The following is a 17,593-nucleotide window of genomic DNA, read 5'->3' on the forward strand; positions in this document are numbered from 1 at the left end:
TCCGCGAATCGTCGCGTGTGAACCGCGACGATTCGCGCGGTGGTCTTAGTTCGAACGACCGCCGACGGCCGGCGTCGAATTGCCGTTCACACCGTTCACACCGTTCACACCGTTCACACCGTTCACACCGTTCACACCGTTCACGCTGTTGCTGCCGTTCGTGCCGTTCGTGCCGTTCGTGCCGTTGGCGCCGTCGGTGATCGGTCGGTTCGCGCGCGCGGCGTCTGCCGCATCGAGCGCAGCCATCTTGGTCTTGACCGCTTCGCCGAGTTCGTAGACGGCCTCCGCATAAAAGAAGCTGCGGTTATAGCGCGTGATCACGTAGAAGTTCTTTAGACCCAGCACGTATTGCGTCGGCGCGGCCGGAGACGGCAGATCGACGACCGTTACGGGCGTCGGGCGTTCGGCGTTCGGATCGAGGCCCGGCTGATTGACGAGCATGCCCGCGGTCAGCAACTGATCGAGCGTCCAGTGCGGTTCGGGTTGCCCGTCGGCAGCCGCTTGCGCGATGCCGATGCTGCCTGCGTCGACCGCGATATGCCAGACCACGGGCCGGCCCGATTGCCAGCCATTCTTGTTCAGATAGTTCGCGACACTGCCGATCGCGTCGGCCGGATTGTTGCGAAGATCGATCGTCTTGTTGCCGTCGAAGCTCACGGCGTATTCGACGATGCTGCTCGGCATGAACTGCGGAATGCCGATGGCGCCTGCGTACGAGCCCTGAACCGTCGTCGGATCGAGCCCTGAATCGCGTGTCCAAATCAGCAGATCGGCGAGGTTGCGGCGGAACGTCTGCTCGCGTTCGGCTTGATTCGGTGTGGGCGGATAGTCGAACGCGAGCGTCGTCAGCGCGTCGAGTACCCGGAAATTGCCCATGTATTTGCCGTAGATCGTCTCGACGCCGATGATGCCGACGATCACTTCGGGCGGCACGCCGTACTGAGCCGCCGCGCGATCGAGCGCATCGCGGTTGTCGCGCCAGAACTTGACGCCCGCGTTGATCCGGATCGGCTCGATGAATCGGCTTCGATAGACCTGCCAATTCTTGACGCCGGGCGCCGGCGCGGGCGTCACGAGCTTGACGGCCGTCGCCGAATAGCTGACCTGATCGAACAGATGATGCAATGCGTCGGCATCGAAGTCGTAACGCGCGACCATATCGTTGATGAACGCATCGACATCGGGATTGTTCGCATAACGCTGCGGCACGATCTCTTCTTCGAACGTCTGGCCCGCGGTACTGGACTGACCCGGAAAGGTTTGCTGCGCCGGATCCTGTGCGTACGCGCCGGCGGGCAAGAACGACACGGCGGCCGCAATGGCGGCGGCCGCGGCGGAGCCGCGCCACGCAGGCACGAAGCGACGGAAAAGCAAGGCGGACAAGGGAGAGACTACGAACGGACGAGACAAGCGTGAGGCGATCATTGGTCGTGTCGGGCGCGGTTTGCAAGCAGTATAACCGAGGCCGCTGTGGTAACTTAGCGGCATTGAACCCCGCACAGGGCAGGGCGTGCGATTCGACCCACACGACAACGAGCATGGCCACCGCACTCTTTTCCCATCCTGATTGCGCGCTGCACGAGATGGGCGAATGGCATCCCGAATGCCCGCGACGCCTGCAGGCGATCGAAGACCAATTGATCGCGAGCCGCATCGATCCGCTGCTCATTCACGAAGACGCGCCGCTTGCCGACGAGGCCGAGCTGCTGCGCGTGCACCGGCCCGACTACGTCGAACATCTCCGATCGCTCTCGCCGCACGACGGGTATGCGGAAATCGATCCCGACACGCGAATGAACGCGCATAGCTGGCGCGCGGCGATGCGTGCGGCAGGCGCGGCGATCGCGGCCACCGACGCGGTGATCGACGGCCGTTTCGACAACGCGTTCTGCAGCGTGCGTCCGCCGGGCCATCATGCCGAGCCCGATCGCGCGATGGGATTCTGCCTGTTCAACAACGTCGCGATTGCCGCGCGTCACGCGCTCGATGTGCGCGGTTTGTCGCGCGTGGCGATCGTCGATTTCGACGTCCACCACGGTAACGGCACCGAAGCCGCATTCGCGGGCGATCGTCGCGTGCTCATGTGCGGGTTGTTCCAGCACCCGTTCTATCCGTATTCGGGCGACACGCCGCTCGCGCCCAATATGATCAATATTCCGCTCGCCGCGCGCACGAACGGCGCGACGATGCGCGAGGCGGTCGACATGATGTGGATTCCGGCGCTCGAGGCCTTCAAGCCCGAGATGATCTTCGTATCGGCCGGTTTCGACGCGCATCGCGAGGACGATCTCGGCGGCCTCGGCTTTGTCGAAGCGGATTACGAATGGCTCACGACGCAAATCTGCGCGATCGCGAAGCGGTATGCGAAAGGGCGCATCGTCAGTTGTCTCGAAGGCGGCTACAACCTGTCGGCGCTCGGACGCAGCGTGGCGACCCATATCAAGGTGCTCACCGAAGCATGACGCCGCGGGCCGGCTCGGGGTGAGCGGGGCCTGCATCAAACCGGCGTCGATGAGGCAATCTCCGGCGTGTCGGCCCAATTTTCGCGTTAGAACGTTCTATCGAGTTCGATGACTAGCCAAACGCCGCACTCGCCCTTAAAATAGCACGACCGTTCGCGATATCGTTGCGCATCGATCGCGACGCGGGCCGCGCGGCGCGACTGGCGGCGTCCACGTGTGTGGCGTGCCGACAGGCCGGGTCGAATGCAGCCGTCGGTCGTGGCTGCGCGGGGATGCAGCGTCGCACGACCGAAGAGACGTTCGGTTTGCGATCACGCCGGAAAGACCCGCCCGATTCGGACATGACGTGCAATGGCCGGTCTCGCGAGGCCCTGTCGCTATAATGATGCGATTGACGTATTCGTAACTCTGGAGCATGTGGATGAAAGTACTGGTGCCAGTCAAGCGCGTGGTCGACTACAACGTCAAAGTCCGCGTGAAGTCGGACGGTTCGGGCGTCGATATCGCCAATGTGAAGATGTCGATGAACCCGTTTGACGAAATCGCCGTGGAAGAAGCGGTGCGTCTGAAGGAAGCGGGCGTCGCGAGCGAAGTCATCGTGGTGTCGGTCGGTGTGACGCAATGTCAGGAAACGCTGCGCACGGCGTTGGCGATCGGCGCGGACCGCGCGATCCTCGTCGAGACGGCGGACGAAGTTCAGCCGCTCGCGGTCGCGAAGCTGCTCAAGGCGCTCGTCGACAAGGAGCAGCCGCAGCTCGTGATTCTCGGCAAGCAGGCTATCGACGACGACGCGAATCAGACGGGCCAGATGCTCGCCGCACTCGCGAATCTGCCGCAGGCGACGTTCGCCTCGAAGGTCGCGATCGTCGACGGCCGCGCGCAAGTCACGCGCGAAATCGATGGCGGTCTTGAAACGCTGTCGCTGACGTTGCCGGCTGTCGTGACGACGGATCTGCGTCTGAACGAGCCGCGCTACGTGACGTTGCCCAACATCATGAAGGCGAAGAAGAAGCCGCTTGAAACGATCAAGCCGGCCGATCTCGGCGTCGACACGGCGCCGCGTCAGAAGACCTTGAAGGTTGCCGAGCCGGCGCAACGCGCGGCGGGCGTCAAGGTGCCGGACGTGGCCACGCTCGTGACGAAGCTCAAGACTGAAGCCAAAGTGCTGTAAAGGGATAACGACATGACGATTCTGATTCTTGCCGAACACGACAACCAGTCGATCAAGAGCGCGACGCTGAACACGGTCGCCGCGGGCCAGAAGATCGGCGGCGATATCCACGTGCTCGTGGCGGGCCACAATGCGCAGTCGGCGGCCGACGCGGCCGCGAAGATCGCGGGTGTCGCGAAGGTGCTGCTCGCCGACGCGCCGCAGCTCGCTGAAGGCCTGGCCGAAAATGTCGAAGCGACCGTGCTGACGATCGCGAAGAACTACACGCACATCCTCGCGCCGGCGACGGCGTCGGGCAAGAACGTGGCGCCGCGCGTCGCGGCCAAGCTCGATGTCGCGCAATTCAGCGACATCACGGGCGTCGTGAGCGCCGACACGTTCGAGCGGCCGATCTATGCGGGCAATGCGATCGCGACGGTGCAATCGGCCGATGCGATCAAGGTCATCACGGTGCGCGGCACGGCGTTCGACGCCGTCGCGGCCGAGGGCGGCGGCGCGGCGATCGAAAAGCTCGAGGCAGCGGCCGACAGCGGGATCTCGAAGTTCATCAGCCGCGAGGTCACGAAGCTCGACCGTCCGGAACTGACGTCGGCACAGATCATCGTGTCGGGCGGCCGTGGCCTGGGCAGCGGGGAGAACTACACGAAGGTGCTCGAGCCGCTCGCCGACAAGCTCAGCGCGGCGCTCGGCGCCTCGCGCGCGGCCGTGGATGCGGGCTATGTGCCCAACGACTATCAGGTCGGTCAGACGGGCAAGATCGTCGCGCCGCAGCTCTATATCGCCGTCGGGATCTCGGGTGCGATCCAGCATTTGGCGGGGATGAAGGATTCGAAGGTTATCGTCGCGATCAACAAGGATCCCGAGGCGCCGATTTTCAGCGTCGCCGATTACGGTCTCGTGGGCGATCTGTTCACGGTCGTGCCGGAACTCGTCAAGGCGCTCGGCTGAGCGTCGCGTTCGCAGGGCTTCTGCAGGGCTAATGGCGCCTGCCCCGCTGAAGGGCAGGCGCGTGCGACGGATCACGGGCGGCTTTGGCCCGCAACGACGATGTGATTCGAAGCGCAACCGCCGGAACGATTCAACGAAGTCCGCTCGGCACGCAGCGCATAAATAACGGGGTGCCTCCAGGCACCCCTTTTTTACGGCTTCTTACTACGCCTTTTTACGGCTTCGTTAGGCGCGTAAGGCATTGATGCGGGTGATTTGCATCGCATAAATGTACGCGCCGCAGGAACACATAACTGCATCTTTCAGGGAGACACGCAGTGAGTTATCAAGCCCCCATCAAGGACATGCTGTTCGTGCTCAACGAACTGGCCGGACTCGAAGACATCGCCGCATTGCCGGGCTTCGAGGATGCGCAACCCGAGACCGTCCAGGCCGTGATCGAAGAATCCGCGCGATTCAATCAGGAAGTCGTCGCGCCGCTGAACGTGACGGGCGATCGCGAGCCGAGCAGTTGGCGCGATGGCGCCGTGACGACGACGCCGGGCTTCGCCGCGGCGTTCCGGCAGTTCGTCGAAGGGGGCTGGCAAGGTGTGCCGCACGCGGTCGATCTCGGCGGGCAGGGTTTGCCCAAGGTCGTGGCGACACCGTGCATCGAAATGCTCAATGCGGCCAATCTGTCGTTCGCGCTGTGTCCGTTGCTGACCGACGGTGCGATCGAGGCCTTGATGACGGCCGGCAGCGACACGCAAAAGGCGTTGTATGTCCCAAGGCTGATCTCCGGTGAATGGACCGGCACGATGAACCTCACCGAACCGCAGGCCGGTTCGGATCTCGCGCTGGTTCGTACGCGCGCCGAGCCGCAGGGCGACGGCAGCTACAAGGTCTTCGGCACGAAGATCTTCATCACGTACGGCGAACACGATATGGCCGAGAACATCGTGCATCTCGTGCTCGCGAGAACGCCGGGCGCGCCCGAGGGCGTCAAGGGGATCTCGTTGTTCATCGTGCCGAAGTTCCTCGTGCATGAGGACGGATCGCTCGGCGCGCGCAACGACGTGCAGTGCGTGTCGATCGAACACAAGCTCGGGATCAAGGCGAGCCCGACGGCGGTGCTCCAGTACGGCGACCACGGCGGTGCGACGGGCTATCTGATCGGCGAGGAGAATCGCGGCCTCGAATACATGTTCATTATGATGAACTCCGCGCGGTTCGCGGTCGGCGTCCAGGGCATCGGCGTCGCGGACCGCGCGTATCAGCATGCGGTCGCGTACGCGAAGGAGCGCGTGCAAAGCCGTCCTGTCGATGGTTCGGCGAAGCAGGCCGTCGCGATCATTCACCACCCGGATGTCAAGCGCATGCTGTCGACGATGCGCGCCTATACGGAGGCGTCGCGCGCGCTTGCCTATGTCGCGGCCTCGCATGCCGATCGCGCGCATGCGAGCGCGGATGCGGCCGAGCGCGCGCAACACAATGCGATTTACGAGTACCTCGTGCCGATCCATAAAGGCTGGAGCACCGAGATGTCGATCGAAGTCGCGAGCCTCGGCGTGCAGATCCACGGCGGCATGGGCTTCATCGAAGAGACGGGCGCCGCGCAGTACTACCGCGATGCGCGGATTCTGACAATCTACGAAGGGACGACCGCGATTCAGGCGAACGACCTCGTGGGCCGCAAGACGGTCCGCGATGGCGGCGCAATCGCGAAGGGCGTCCTCGCGGCCGTCGCGGAGACCGAACGCGCGTTGGCTGCGCGTGCGGAGGCGGCCGATGCGGGCCCCGTATTCGAAACGATGCGCAAGCATTTGGCCGCGGGACGTCAAGGGCTCGCGGACGTCGTCGATTTTGTCGTCGCGCATGCGAAGTCCGATCCGAATGCGGTCTTTGCGGGCAGCGTGCCGTATCTGAAACTGTCGGGTATCGTGCTGGGCGGCTGGGTCATGGCGCGCGCGATGCTCGCGGCCGACGCGAAGCGCGCCGAGGATCCCGTCTTTCATGCGACGAAGATCGCGACCGCTTCGTTCTACGCGAGTCATATCCTTTCGCAAGCGCCGGGCATCGCGGCGTCGATCGTCGAGACGGTCGGCGGCGATGCGTGGCTCGCGCAGGACGTCGAGGCGTATTGATCGAAGCGGGACATCGGCTCGACGGTGGTCGACGTCGAGATGATGTCCGCCGTTGGCCCAATGCATCGGCGACCGCGCTGCGGTCGCCGATGTCGTGAATGTCGTGAATGTCGCGCCGGGCATCGGCCCGCGCGCGACGTATCCTCGCGTGTCTTCAGTCGGACGTTCTGAGTTGGCCGCCTTGAGGCAGGATCACCTCAGTCAGGTCCGCTCCGTCGGGTCCCTCAGATAGCTCCTCGATAGATCCGTCGATAGGCTTACTCAGGTCTCCTCACGCCCCTGCATAGGCCGGACGCCACGCGCGATCGCCGCCCTTGAGGTAGCGCGCCACCGACAGATCATCCGACTGGATCGCCGGACGACGGCCCGACATCAGGTCGGCGAGCAACTGGCCCGAACCGCACGACATCGTCCAGCCGAGCGTACCGTGGCCCGTGTTCAGGAACAGGTTCGGCAGGCTCGTCTTGCCGACGATCGGCGTGCCATCGGGCGTCATCGGACGCAGTCCCGTCCAGAATGTCGCCGACGCCGTGTCGCCCGCGCCCGGAAACAGATCGTTGACGACCATCTCGAGCGTCGCGCGGCGCGCCGGATTCAATTCGCGGTTGTAACCGACGACTTCGGCCATACCGCCGACGCGGATCCGGTCGTCGAAGCGCGTCACGGCGATCTTGTAGGTTTCGTCGAGCACGGTCGAGACGGGCGCATGCGATGCATCGACGATCGGCACCGTGATCGAATAGCCCTTGAGCGGATAGACCGGAATCCTGACGATGTTGTCGAGCAGCGGCTTCGAGAACGCGCCGAGCGCGACGACGTACGAATCGGCGCGCAACGTCTGATCGGCGCAGCGTACGCCCGCGATACGCCCGCCCGCGACTTCGAGCGCATCGATCGACACGCCGTAGCGGAACGTCACGCCGAGGGCTTCGGCCATCGCGGCCAGGCGTTGCGTGAACAACTGACAATCGCCTGTTTCATCGTTCGGCAGACGCAGCCCGCCCGTGAGCTTGTGCCGGACGTTCGCGAGCGCCGGTTCGGCGAGCGCGAGTTCGTCGGGCATCAACAATTCGTACGGCACGCCTGCGTCTTCGAGCACCGCGATGTCTTTCGCGGCGCCGTCGAGCTGCGCCTGGCTGCGGAACAACTGGAGCGTGCCGCCCTGACGGCCCTCGTATTCGATGCCCGTGTCCGCGCGCAGCGCCTGGAGGCAATCGCGGCTATATTCAGCCAGACGCACCATCCTCGCCTTGTTGACCGTATAGCGATCGGTGCTGCAGTTGCTGAGCATCTGCCAGAGCCACTGAAGCTGAAAACGCGAACCGTCGGGCCGCACGGCGAGGGGCGCATGTTTTTCGAACATCCACTTGATCGCCTTGAGCGGCACGCCCGGCGCGGCCCACGGCGCCGCATAGCCGGGCGACACCTGGCCAGCGTTCGCAAAACTCGTTTCCAGCGCGGGACCCGCCTGACGATCGATCACGGTGACGTCATGGCCCGCGCGCGCGAGGTAATACGCGCTGGTCGTACCGACGACACCACTGCCAAGGATCAGGATTTTCATCACGCAGCCTACTCGATCAAAAGAGAGAAAAAACGATCGCCCGGCGATCGGAGGGCTGGCGATACAGGGTGGTTGAACCGGCCTTCGCGGCGCGAGGCGGGTTCGACCGCCGGGACTTCGCGAGCGGGCACGGATTGCCAGCAGATGCTGCTATGGTATTGAGCTTCTACTAGTAACGGTTTCTGTACAAAAATGATATTTGGTGAAAAATCATGAGAACGCACCGACAACCCGTCCGTACGCTCGACAAGATCGATCACAAGATCCTGCGTTTTCTTCAACGCGACGGGCGCATGCCGATGAAAGAGCTCGCCGAACAGATCGGGCTTTCGCTGACGCCCTGCATCGAACGCGTCAAGCGCATGGAACGCGACGGGGTCATCACGGGCTACTACGCGCGCGTGAATCCCGCCGAGCTCGGCGCGTCGTTGCTCGTGTTCGTCGAAATCACGCTCGATCACAAGAACGGCAGCATGTTCGAGATGTTTCGGCGGGAAGTCGCGAAGATTCCCGAAGTGCTCGAATGCCATCTCGTGTCGGGCGATTTCGACTATCTGATCAAGGCGCGGATCCGCGAGATGGGCGACTACCGGAAGCTGCTCGGCGACATGCTGCTGCAACTGCCGGGGGCCGTGCAGTCGAAGAGCTATGTGGTCATGGAAGAAATCAAGGAGACGCTCGAAATCTCGGTGCCGGAGTAGCCGGCTGCTCACCATGCACCGGACATGCAGGGCACGCGAAGGGTTTCGGCTGGCTTTTTCGCAACGAGTTGTATGCTGTATATCCATACAGTCTTTTGCGACCCGCGGCGCGCTTCACGTCTGCGCTCGAGCCGTCGTCGCCGACACCGATGATTCCGCTGAAGCCGATCTCCGATCTCCCCGCGCGATCCGATGTGGATCGCCATGATCCCGACTTGCCGGGCGAAGCGCCCGTCGTCGAGCGCCCGCTCGTCGCGCGCAAGGGCCGGGGCGCGGTCGGGAATATCCAGGGCCGGTATGAAGTCGATTCGCGCGCGGCGTTCGACGACGGCTGGAGCCACGAAGACGATACGGATGCGCCGACGCTTCGCACCCATGTGTTCGACGAACGCGCCAAGAGCATCCTCACGCGCAACCAATCGCCCGATATCCCGTTCGGCGTCTCGCTGAACCCGTATCGCGGCTGCGAGCACGGATGCATCTACTGCTTCGCGCGTCCGACGCACAGCTATCTCGGCCTGTCGCCGGGACTCGACTTCGAGAGCCAGATTTACGCGAAGGTCAACGCCGCCGAATTGCTCGAACGCGAGCTCGCGAAACCGGGCTATACGCCCGAACCGATCGCGCTCGGCGTTTCGACCGACGCCTATCAGCCGATCGAGCGCGAGCGCCGTATCACGCGGGCGGTCATCGAGGTCCTGAGCCGAGCGGGTCATCCGTTTGCTTCGATCACGAAGTCATCGCTGATCGAACGTGATATCGATCTGCTCGCGCCGATGGCCGAGCGTAATTTGTTTTCGGCCGCGATCACGATCACGACGCTCGATCCCGTCATCGCCCGCACGCTCGAACCGCGCGCCGCCGCACCCGCGCGCCGGCTCAAAACGATACGCGCGTTGGCCGACGCGGGCATATCCGTCGCGGTCTCGATCGCGCCCGTCATTCCGTTCGTGACCGAACCCGATATGGAGCGCGTGATCGAAGCATGCCGCGACGCCGGCGCGAGCGCCGCGAGCTACATCGTGCTGCGCTTGCCGTGGGAGGTGTCGCCGCTGTTCGAACAATGGCTCGCCGCGCATTTTCCCGATCGCGCCGAGCGCGTGCTCGGACGCGTGCGGGAGATGCGCGGCGGCAAGAACTACGACGCGTCGTTTGCGACGCGCATGAAGGGCACGGGTTTGTGGGCCGAGCTGATTCGTCAGCGATTCACGCAAGCCGTCAAGCGATGCGGCCTCAACGAACACCGGCGCGGCGCGATGGATATGTCGCTGTTCGAGCGGCCCGTCGTCACGAAGCCGGTGTCGGTTCAGGCGAAGCGGCCCGACGACGCGCAGCTTTCGTTGTTTTGAGCCGATACCCGTGTGTGCGTCGCGACGACGACAACGACAACGACAACGACAACGACAACGACAACGACAACGACAACGACAACGACAACTACGGCGCGGCCGCGGCGCCCGCCTCATCCATTCGATTCGTTGCCGACCGTGTGTTCGAAGTAGGTCTGAAACGTGTAGGCGAGGCCGCTCATCAAGTAACCGGCTCCGATGAACAGCGCGAAGATCACGATGAGGACGACGGTCCAGCCTGACTGGCTCTTGCGTGTCGAGCCCGCGTTGAATTGAGCATCCCACCGTGCGTCGGGGCGCAGGCCGTAGACGATGGCCGCGAGAAAGCCCGCGAGCACCGATACGCATCCGATCGCGCTGAGCACCCAGCCCGCGATCGAACTTTGCTGCGTCGACACCATGAGCCACGCGCCCGCGGCGCCGAGCAGCGAACCGACGATGTGCAGCCATCCGTACGGATCGGCCTTGCCGCGCAAGTAAAATCGGTGCGCGCCGAGCCAGCCGAACAGAAACGCGAGGGCGGCGGTCAAGGTCTTGTTTTTGAACGGCGATTCGATTGGGCTGGACATGGGCGGCGTGACGACGGGTAGAGTGGGCGGCATGGTCGGCGGTGATCAGCGGCGCTAACCGGGGCTGAAATCCGGGGCGGCTTTCCAAGGCAACCCCTGCGGCCCGTGGTCCGCTACGGCGGTCCGGACTGCCATCCGGGATCGCCGCCCAAGATCGTCGCCCAGGACGGCCATCCAAGGCAGCCATCCCGGGCCGCCATCGGAGGCAGCCATCCTGGGCAATCCCGGGCTGCAGTCCGCCGAATCGGCAATCGGGCGCGCTCCGACGTACCGGAGCGCCGCGAAGGCTCGCATTCTACTTGCACCCGCGCGCGACGCGCGATGAATCCGCGATGCGCATCGCTGCGGCAGCCCCGGAACGCGGGCAAAAGTCCGATTTCGACGCGCGAACCCACCGGATTTGCACAAAAAATCTGTGCGCGCACCGGGTAAGTGTTTGTTCGGCCGTGTCTTTCACGTTATACTTCGCGGTTTCCGTATTCGATCACTTCTGATCTCCCAAGGATTCTGTATGGTCATCATCCGTCTCGCACGCGGCGGCGCGAAGAAGCGCCCGTTCTACAACATCGTTGTGACCGACTCGCGCAACCGCCGCGACGGCCGTTTCATCGAGAAGCTCGGCTTCTACAACCCGGTCGCACAAAAGGGCGAAGCCCTGCGTATCGCTCAAGACCGTCTGACGTACTGGACGGGCACGGGCGCGCAACTGTCGGAAACGGTCGCTCGTCTGGTCAAGCAATCGCAAGCTGCAGCACCGGCTGCCGCCTAAGTTTCAGGCGGGGCTTTTTTTGGCCACGTTCGGCAATTTCGCGAAGCGTAAGGTCCCGGACCGGACGCCAGGCGCGGAATCGGGTGTCGATGATGCCGATGCGGGCTCGCTCGAAGCGGCCGCATTGCCCGACGATCTGATCGAAGTCGGTGTGATCGTCGACGCCTATGGTGTCAAAGGCTGGGTCAAGGTTCAGCCTCACGCGCAGGAAGGCCAGGGTGGAGACGCGCTGGTGCGTGCGCGCGGTTGGTGGCTCGCGCCGCGTATCGCGGCGCCGGGCCAGCCCGTCGGCGGCGCAGGTGCGTCGGCGGCGGGTGCCCAAGGCGCGCTGCGCGGATATGCGGTCAGTCAGGCGAAGCCGCATAGCGGCAGCGTCGTCGCGCATCTCAACGGCTTCGCCGATCGCGATCAGGCACTCGCAGCGAAGGGCTCGGCCGTGCACGTGCGTCGGGCGGACTTCGCGAAGCTCGATCGCGACGAGTTTTACTGGGTCGATCTGATCGGTCTTGCCGTCGTCAACGGCGAGGGCGATCGACTCGGCCAGGTCGTGGGGCTGATCGACAACGGCGCGCACTCGGTCATGCGCGTCGCACCGAGCGAGGACGCGCGCGCGTCGGATGAACGGCTGATTCCGTTTGTCGACGCGTATGTGCGCAGCGTGGATTTCGACGCGCGGCAGGTCGTCGTCGATTGGGGTCTCGATTATTAATCACGATCCACAGGCGGGGAGCGCGATGCAGTTCGACGTCGTCACGCTCTTTCCGGAGATGTTCGGCGCATTGACCGATTTCGGCATCACGAGCCGCGCGGTCAAGCAGCAGCGATTTGCGTTGCGGACGTGGAATCCGCGCGATTTCACGACGAACAACTACCGGACGGTCGACGATCGGCCGTATGGCGGCGGGCCCGGCATGGTCATGCTGGCCAAACCGCTCGAGGATGCGATCGACGCGGCCAAGGCCGCGCAGGCGGCGGCGGGCGTCGAGCGTCCGCGTGTGCTGCTGATGTCGCCGCAAGGCGCGCCGCTCACGCATCGGCGTGTCGCGCGGTTCGCGGCGCAACCCGGTCTCGTGTTGCTCTGCGGTCGTTACGAGGCGATCGATCAGCGCTTGATCGACCGGTGCGTCGACGAGGAAGTCAGCCTCGGGGATTTCGTGCTGTCGGGTGGCGAACTGCCGGCGATGGCCTTGATGGACGCGGTGATCCGGCTGCTGCCGGGCGTGCTCAACGACGCGCAATCCGCGGTGCAGGATAGTTTCGTCGACGGGCTGCTCGATCATCCGCATTACACGCGGCCCGAAGAATATGAAGGCGTGCGCGTGCCGGACGTATTGCTCGGCGGCAATCACGCAGAGATTGAAAAGTGGCGTCGCCAACAGGCGCTCGCCAATACGCTTGCGAAACGCCCGGATCTGATCAAGGCGGCGCGCAGGTACAAGACGTTGAGTCGTGCCGATGAGGCATGGCTCGCGAGTCTCGGTACAGTCGTGAAGGCCGAGGCGCAACAAGGGGATACCGCGTATGCGGTATCCGAAACAAACCCATCCTCTACCGGGGCCAATGAAGCAAGCGCGCGTCCTGTGGCGCGACAAGGCATCAACGCCGGCATGATGGATCCAGGAGTCAGTGATGAATCTGATTGAAAAGCTTGAGCAGGAAGAAATCGTCCGTTCGCTCGGCGACAAGGTGATTCCCGAGTTCGCCCCCGGCGATACGGTGATCGTCAGCGTGAACGTCGTCGAAGGTAACCGCAAGCGTGTCCAGGCCTACGAAGGCGTGGTCATCGCGAAGCGTAACCGTGGCCTGAACTCGTCGTTCATCGTCCGCAAGATCTCGTCGGGCGAAGGCGTCGAACGGACCTTCCAGACGTATTCCCCGTTGCTCGCGAGCATCGTCGTCAAGCGTCGTGGCGATGTGCGCCGTGCGAAGCTGTACTACCTGCGCGATCGCTCGGGCAAGTCGGCACGGATCAAGGAAAAGCTCATCTCGAAGGATCGCGCGGAAGCGTAATCCCGACGGAAAGAAAGCACCCTTCGGGGTGCTTTTTTTATTTTTGCCGCCCTTGTTCGCTCGTCCGCATGGCTCGACCGCTGTTTGACCCCGAATTGCTCCCGATTGTCGCCGTCGATCAGGGCCTGCCGCCCGTCGCCGACGATCGATTGACCGCCGCGGCGTTGCGCAGCCGCTTTCGCGATGCGCGCGCCTGGACGCCGGAACCGCCCGAGGCCTTCAAGCCGACGCCGCCGGGTGAGCCGCGCGCGGCGGCCGTGCTCGTGCCGATCGTCGCACGACACGACGCGCTGACGGTCTTGTTCACGCGCCGCGCGGCGCATCTGTCCGACCATGCGGGACAGATCAGTTTTCCGGGCGGCCGCGCGGAACCCGACGACGCGGACGTCGTCGCGACCGCGCTGCGTGAGGCTCGCGAAGAGGTCAGCCTCGACGCGTCGCATGTCGAAGTGCTCGGCCACTTGCCCGAGATGGTGACCGTGACCGGCTACCGCGTCACGCCGGTCGTCGCGCTCGTGCATCCGCCGTTCACGGTGTCGGCCGACGATTCGGAAGTCGCCGAGATATTCGAGGTGCCGCTCGCCTTTCTGATGAACCCCGCGAATCACGAGACGCGCGAGTTTCGTTATGAATCGGGTCAGCGGCGCTTTTTCTCGATGCCGTATCCGAGGCATGACGAAGCGGGCGGCGTGTACTTCATCTGGGGCGCCACGGCAACCATGCTGCGCAATTTGTATCGCTTTCTCTCCGCGTGATGGCCCGTTGGAACGCTGTGCTATGTTTACCCGCACAACGACATAAACGGCATGCCGCATGACCTTCTTTTCCGTATTGCTTGCGCTCGTTCTCGAACAACTCCGCGCCGTATCGCTGGAAAACCCGATTGCCCGTCTGCTGCGGCTGCACGCCGAAAGCGCGGCGCAGGGCGTGGACGCAGGCAAGACAAAACATGGTGTTCTGGCGTGGCTCGGCGTCGTGCTGCCGTGGACCCTGGCGACGGGCGCGATTTATTTCGTGCTTTATCGGATCAATTTCGCACTCGCGTTTATCTGGAATGTCGCGGTCGTCTATTTCACGCTGGGATTCCGGCAATTCAGCCACTATTTCACAGATATTCACGTCGCGCTGAATAACGACGACGTGCCGCGCGCGCGTGAAATCCTGCAGGAATGGACCGGCCTCGAAACGCTCGATATGCCGGTCAGCGAGATCGTCCGGCATACGCTGATTCATGCGGTCGTGGCGTCGCATCGGCATGTGTTCGGCGTGTTCTTCTGGTTTCTCGTGCCGATCGGGCCCGCGGGCGCGGTGCTCTATCGCGTCGCGGAGTTTCTCGCGCGCGCGTGGGCCGATCCGGAAGCGGGCCGTAGCGGCCCGTTCTCGAATTTTGCGCGGCAGGCGTTTTTCATCATCGATTGGGTGCCCGTGCGCCTGACCGCGATGGGATTCGCGATCGTCGGTAATTTCGAGGACGCGATCTATGCATGGCGCAACTACGCGCGCCAGTGGCCCGATCCGAACGACGGCGTGTTGTTGGCGGCGGGCAGCGGTGCGCTCGGCGCGCGTCTCAACGGGCCGCTCGCGGAGGCGACGAGCGTCGAAGCGCTCGATTCGGGCGATGCGGGTCTGCTGCCGGTCGGCGAGGACTGCACGCCGCGCACGCTGCAGTCGGCGATCGGACTCGTCTGGCGCGCCGTCATTCTCTGGATGCTGCTCTTGCTGATGTTGACGATCGCCCTCTGGGTCTGATCAGCGGACGATCTGACTCGACTCGTGGACGAGCTGGGCGTAGAGGGCGTGACGCGATGCGGCGATCTCGCCGCTTTCGACGGCCTCGAGCACCGCGCAGCCGGGTTCGTGCAAGTGGTGGCAGTTGTAGAAGCGGCACTGGCCGAGGCGCGGCCGAAATTCGGGAAACGCGCGTTCGAGCATGCCTTCGGTCAGATGATGGAGGCCGAACTCCTGAAAACCCGGCGAGTCGATCAGCGCGCCCGAGTCGCCGAACGCATAGAGCCGCGTGAACGTCGTCGTATGACGGCCGCTGTTCAAGGCCGCCGAAATCTCGCGCGTCGCGACCTCCGCGCCCGGTACGAGCAAGTTCACGAGCGTCGATTTGCCCATGCCCGATTGTCCGAGCAGCAGGCTCGCCTTGTGTTCGAGCCGCGCACCGATCGCTTCGCGCGCCTCGTCGGGGCGCGTCTTGACCGATACCTCGACGACCGCATAGCCGAGCGCCGCGTAGGGCGCGAGCCGTTCACGCGCCGTGTCGAGCGCATCGGGCAGATCTGCCTTGTTGAGCACGATCAGCGGTGTGATTTCGCTGACTTCCGCGGCGACGAGCGAGCGGCCGAGCAGGTCCTCGCTGAACCACGGCTCGGTCGCGAGCATGATCACCATCTGGTCGAGATTCGACGCGAACAGCTTGGACTTGAACTGATCCGAGCGGAACAGCAGGTTGCGCCGCGGCAGGATGTCGACGATGACGCCCTGATCCGCCGATTGCCGCTCGAACGCGACACGATCGCCGACGGCCATCTCGCTGCGTTTGCCGCGCGGGAAACATTGGATCGATGCGCCGCCGTCGTCGGGCGTCACGAGATAGTGGCGGCCATGCGAGGCGATCACGCGGCCGTGTTCGACGCGCGTCGCCGGACCGCGCGATGTCTTGCCGGGGCGCGTCATGCGTGCGCGAGCAGGCGGTCGATGCGCTGCGAGGCCGGTGGGTGCGAGTAGTAGAACGCCGTGTAGAGCGGATCCGGCGTCAACGTCGACGCGTTGTCCTGATAGAGCTTAACGAGTGCGCTGACGAGGTCCTCGGCGCGCGTCTGCCCGGCGGCGAACGCGTCGGCTTCGAACTCGTGCTTGCGTGAAGTCAGGCTGCCGAGCGGACTCACGAAGAACACGAACACGGGCAGCACGAGGAAGAACAGGATCAAGGCGAGCGCGTCGTTGCCGCCCGCGAGCGACGGCATCACGCCGAGCTGCGTATAGAACCAGGCATGCTCGACGAGCCAGCCGAGCAGCGCGAGCAAGGCGAGACTGATCAGGAACGTGACGACGAGCCGCTTGAGTACGTGCTTGCGCTTGAAGTGGCCGAGCTCGTGCGCGAGCACGGCTTCGATCTCGTCGCCGCTCAAGCGCGCGAGCAGCGTATCGAAGAACACGATGCGCTTGGCCGCGCCGAAACCCGTGAAATACGCGTTGCCGTGCGCCGAACGGCGGCTGCCGTCCATGACGAACAAGCCCTTCGCCGCGAAACCGCAGCGCGCCATCAGCGCTTCGATGCGCCGGCGCAGCGTCATGTCGTCGAGCGGCACGAACTTATTGAACAACGGCGCGATGACGGTCGGATACAGCACGAGCACGAGCGAATTGAACCCGACCCAGAGCACCCACGCCCAGAGCCACCAGAGCGCGCCCGCGCGGCCCATGAGCCAGAGCACCGCCGCGACGAGCGGCAGACCGAGCGCGACGCCGAGCGCGACCGTTTTCACGAGGTCGAGCGCGAACAGCTTGGGCGTCATGCGATTGAAGCCGAAGCGCGTCTCGACGACGAATTGCCGGTAGTAGTCGAACGGCAGGTCGACGAGGCTCGTGATGATCGCGACGGCCGCGATGAGTCCGAGCTGCGCGGCGAACCCGTGTCCGAGCCATGATGTGATCGCGATATTGAGCCACTGAAGCAGGCCGAACAGCGTGAGCACGACGAGCAGGACCGCGCCGACGACGATCTCGACCATCGTGAGCCGCGTGCGCGCGATCGTGTAGTCGGCCGCGCGCTGATGCGATTCGAGCGAGATCGTCTGGGCGAAGCGTTCGGGCACGGCCGCGCGATGCGAGGCGACGTGACGGATCTGGCGCGACGCGAGCCAGAGTTTGGTCGCGACCATCGCGAGCAGCGCGATCACGAAGAGGTAGGTCAACATG

Annotated in this window: 16 protein-coding genes and 1 pseudogene; 12 read left to right on the forward strand and 5 right to left on the reverse strand. The window is 64.2% G+C overall.

Annotated features, from left to right (window positions below; all coding sequences use genetic code 11):
- Positions 1 to 45: 45 nt before the first annotated feature.
- Positions 46 to 1,488: a lytic murein transglycosylase B gene (gene mltB, locus D7S86_RS05060; RefSeq protein ID WP_420813194.1), complete on the reverse strand. Its 1,443-nt coding sequence runs from the start codon at positions 1,486 to 1,488 to the stop codon at positions 46 to 48.
- Between the two features lie 50 nt (positions 1,489 to 1,538).
- Between mltB and D7S86_RS05065 the strand changes: the two genes are divergently transcribed.
- From D7S86_RS05065 to D7S86_RS05080, 4 genes are all read left to right on the forward strand, one after another.
- Positions 1,539 to 2,462 (forward strand): histone deacetylase family protein, encoded by a 924-nt coding sequence (locus D7S86_RS05065; RefSeq protein ID WP_121083969.1) that lies wholly within the window; start codon positions 1,539 to 1,541, stop codon positions 2,460 to 2,462.
- 421 nt (positions 2,463 to 2,883) lie between these two features.
- A complete protein-coding gene (locus tag D7S86_RS05070) occupies positions 2,884 to 3,633 on the forward strand; it encodes an electron transfer flavoprotein subunit beta/FixA family protein (protein WP_121084359.1) in 750 nt (249 codons plus the stop codon).
- A gap of 12 nt (positions 3,634 to 3,645) precedes the next feature.
- Positions 3,646 to 4,581: an electron transfer flavoprotein subunit alpha/FixB family protein gene (locus D7S86_RS05075; protein ID WP_121083971.1), complete on the forward strand. Its 936-nt coding sequence runs from the start codon at positions 3,646 to 3,648 to the stop codon at positions 4,579 to 4,581.
- Positions 4,582 to 4,898: 317 nt separating this feature from the next.
- On the forward strand, positions 4,899 to 6,704 hold the full coding sequence (locus tag D7S86_RS05080) for an acyl-CoA dehydrogenase (RefSeq protein WP_121083973.1): 1,806 nt from the start codon (positions 4,899 to 4,901) through the stop codon (positions 6,702 to 6,704).
- Between the two features lie 271 nt (positions 6,705 to 6,975).
- Here the strand turns inward: D7S86_RS05080 and D7S86_RS05085 are convergent, their stop codons facing one another.
- A complete protein-coding gene (locus D7S86_RS05085; protein WP_121083976.1) occupies positions 6,976 to 8,268 on the reverse strand; it encodes a D-amino acid dehydrogenase in 1,293 nt (430 codons plus the stop codon).
- Positions 8,269 to 8,480: 212 nt separating this feature from the next.
- Between D7S86_RS05085 and D7S86_RS05090 the strand changes: the two genes are divergently transcribed.
- On the forward strand, positions 8,481 to 8,969 hold the full coding sequence (locus D7S86_RS05090) for an Lrp/AsnC ligand binding domain-containing protein (RefSeq protein ID WP_121083978.1): 489 nt from the start codon (positions 8,481 to 8,483) through the stop codon (positions 8,967 to 8,969).
- Between the two features lie 149 nt (positions 8,970 to 9,118).
- Positions 9,119 to 10,318, forward strand: a complete 1,200-nt coding sequence (locus D7S86_RS05095; protein WP_121084361.1) for a PA0069 family radical SAM protein — start codon at positions 9,119 to 9,121, stop codon at positions 10,316 to 10,318.
- Between the two features lie 113 nt (positions 10,319 to 10,431).
- Here D7S86_RS05095 and D7S86_RS05100 read toward each other — a convergent pair whose 3' ends face one another.
- Complete coding sequence (locus tag D7S86_RS05100; RefSeq protein WP_121083980.1) at positions 10,432 to 10,887, reverse strand: NINE protein; 456 nt, start codon at positions 10,885 to 10,887, stop codon at positions 10,432 to 10,434.
- Between the two features lie 511 nt (positions 10,888 to 11,398).
- Here D7S86_RS05100 and rpsP point away from each other — a divergent pair.
- From rpsP to D7S86_RS05130, 6 genes and pseudogenes are all read left to right on the forward strand, one after another.
- The gene (rpsP, locus tag D7S86_RS05105) at positions 11,399 to 11,656 is read left to right on the forward strand and encodes a 30S ribosomal protein S16 (protein ID WP_121083982.1); all 258 of its coding nucleotides are present in this window, start codon (positions 11,399 to 11,401) and stop codon (positions 11,654 to 11,656) included.
- Between the two features lie 19 nt (positions 11,657 to 11,675).
- Positions 11,676 to 12,365, forward strand: a complete 690-nt coding sequence (rimM, locus tag D7S86_RS05110) for a ribosome maturation factor RimM (RefSeq protein WP_121083984.1) — start codon at positions 11,676 to 11,678, stop codon at positions 12,363 to 12,365.
- A 25-nt stretch (positions 12,366 to 12,390) separates the two neighbouring features.
- Positions 12,391 to 13,149 (forward strand): annotated as a pseudogene (gene trmD / locus D7S86_RS05115) (tRNA (guanosine(37)-N1)-methyltransferase TrmD); the annotation flags it as partial.
- A gap of 136 nt (positions 13,150 to 13,285) precedes the next feature.
- A complete protein-coding gene (rplS, locus tag D7S86_RS05120) occupies positions 13,286 to 13,666 on the forward strand; it encodes a 50S ribosomal protein L19 (RefSeq protein WP_121083988.1) in 381 nt (126 codons plus the stop codon).
- 68 nt (positions 13,667 to 13,734) lie between these two features.
- Positions 13,735 to 14,421, forward strand: a complete 687-nt coding sequence (locus D7S86_RS05125) for a CoA pyrophosphatase (protein ID WP_121083990.1) — start codon at positions 13,735 to 13,737, stop codon at positions 14,419 to 14,421.
- A gap of 58 nt (positions 14,422 to 14,479) precedes the next feature.
- Positions 14,480 to 15,415 carry a CobD/CbiB family protein gene (locus tag D7S86_RS05130; RefSeq protein WP_121083992.1) on the forward strand — a complete coding sequence of 312 codons (936 nt, stop codon included), beginning with the start codon at positions 14,480 to 14,482 and terminating at the stop codon, positions 15,413 to 15,415.
- On the opposite strand, the gene rsgA is transcribed toward D7S86_RS05130, so the two are convergent.
- Positions 15,416 to 16,348 (reverse strand): ribosome small subunit-dependent GTPase A, encoded by a 933-nt coding sequence (gene rsgA / locus D7S86_RS05135; RefSeq protein WP_121083994.1) that lies wholly within the window; start codon positions 16,346 to 16,348, stop codon positions 15,416 to 15,418.
- The gene (locus D7S86_RS05140; RefSeq protein ID WP_121083996.1) at positions 16,345 to 17,592 is read right to left on the reverse strand and encodes a M48 family metallopeptidase; all 1,248 of its coding nucleotides are present in this window, start codon (positions 17,590 to 17,592) and stop codon (positions 16,345 to 16,347) included. The genes rsgA and D7S86_RS05140 overlap by 4 nt, the downstream gene beginning before the upstream one ends.
- Position 17,593 lies beyond the last annotated feature (1 nt).

It is taken from the genome of Pararobbsia silviterrae, assembly GCF_003628125.1.
GTDB lineage: Bacteria > Pseudomonadota > Gammaproteobacteria > Burkholderiales > Burkholderiaceae > Pararobbsia > Pararobbsia silviterrae.

Excerpts from the sequence above, each read along its gene's own strand:
- mltB (WP_420813194.1), bottom strand. The coding sequence starts at position 1,488 with ATGCCGCTAAGTTACCACAGCGGCCTCGGTTATACTGCTTGCAAACCG.
- D7S86_RS05065 (WP_121083969.1), top strand. The coding sequence starts at position 1,539 with ATGGCCACCGCACTCTTTTCCCATCCTGATTGCGCGCTGCACGAGATG.
- D7S86_RS05070 (WP_121084359.1), top strand. The coding sequence starts at position 2,884 with ATGAAAGTACTGGTGCCAGTCAAGCGCGTGGTCGACTACAACGTCAAA.
- D7S86_RS05075 (WP_121083971.1), top strand. The coding sequence starts at position 3,646 with ATGACGATTCTGATTCTTGCCGAACACGACAACCAGTCGATCAAGAGC.
- D7S86_RS05085 (WP_121083976.1), bottom strand. The coding sequence starts at position 8,268 with ATGAAAATCCTGATCCTTGGCAGTGGTGTCGTCGGTACGACCAGCGCG.
- D7S86_RS05090 (WP_121083978.1), top strand. The coding sequence starts at position 8,481 with ATGAGAACGCACCGACAACCCGTCCGTACGCTCGACAAGATCGATCAC.
- D7S86_RS05095 (WP_121084361.1), top strand. The coding sequence starts at position 9,119 with ATGATTCCGCTGAAGCCGATCTCCGATCTCCCCGCGCGATCCGATGTG.
- D7S86_RS05100 (WP_121083980.1), bottom strand. The coding sequence starts at position 10,887 with ATGTCCAGCCCAATCGAATCGCCGTTCAAAAACAAGACCTTGACCGCC.
- rpsP (WP_121083982.1), top strand. The coding sequence starts at position 11,399 with ATGGTCATCATCCGTCTCGCACGCGGCGGCGCGAAGAAGCGCCCGTTC.
- rplS (WP_121083988.1), top strand. The coding sequence starts at position 13,286 with ATGAATCTGATTGAAAAGCTTGAGCAGGAAGAAATCGTCCGTTCGCTC.
- D7S86_RS05125 (WP_121083990.1), top strand. The coding sequence starts at position 13,735 with ATGGCTCGACCGCTGTTTGACCCCGAATTGCTCCCGATTGTCGCCGTC.
- D7S86_RS05130 (WP_121083992.1), top strand. The coding sequence starts at position 14,480 with ATGACCTTCTTTTCCGTATTGCTTGCGCTCGTTCTCGAACAACTCCGC.
- rsgA (WP_121083994.1), bottom strand. The coding sequence starts at position 16,348 with ATGACGCGCCCCGGCAAGACATCGCGCGGTCCGGCGACGCGCGTCGAA.
- D7S86_RS05140 (WP_121083996.1), bottom strand. The coding sequence starts at position 17,592 with ATGTTGACCTACCTCTTCGTGATCGCGCTGCTCGCGATGGTCGCGACC.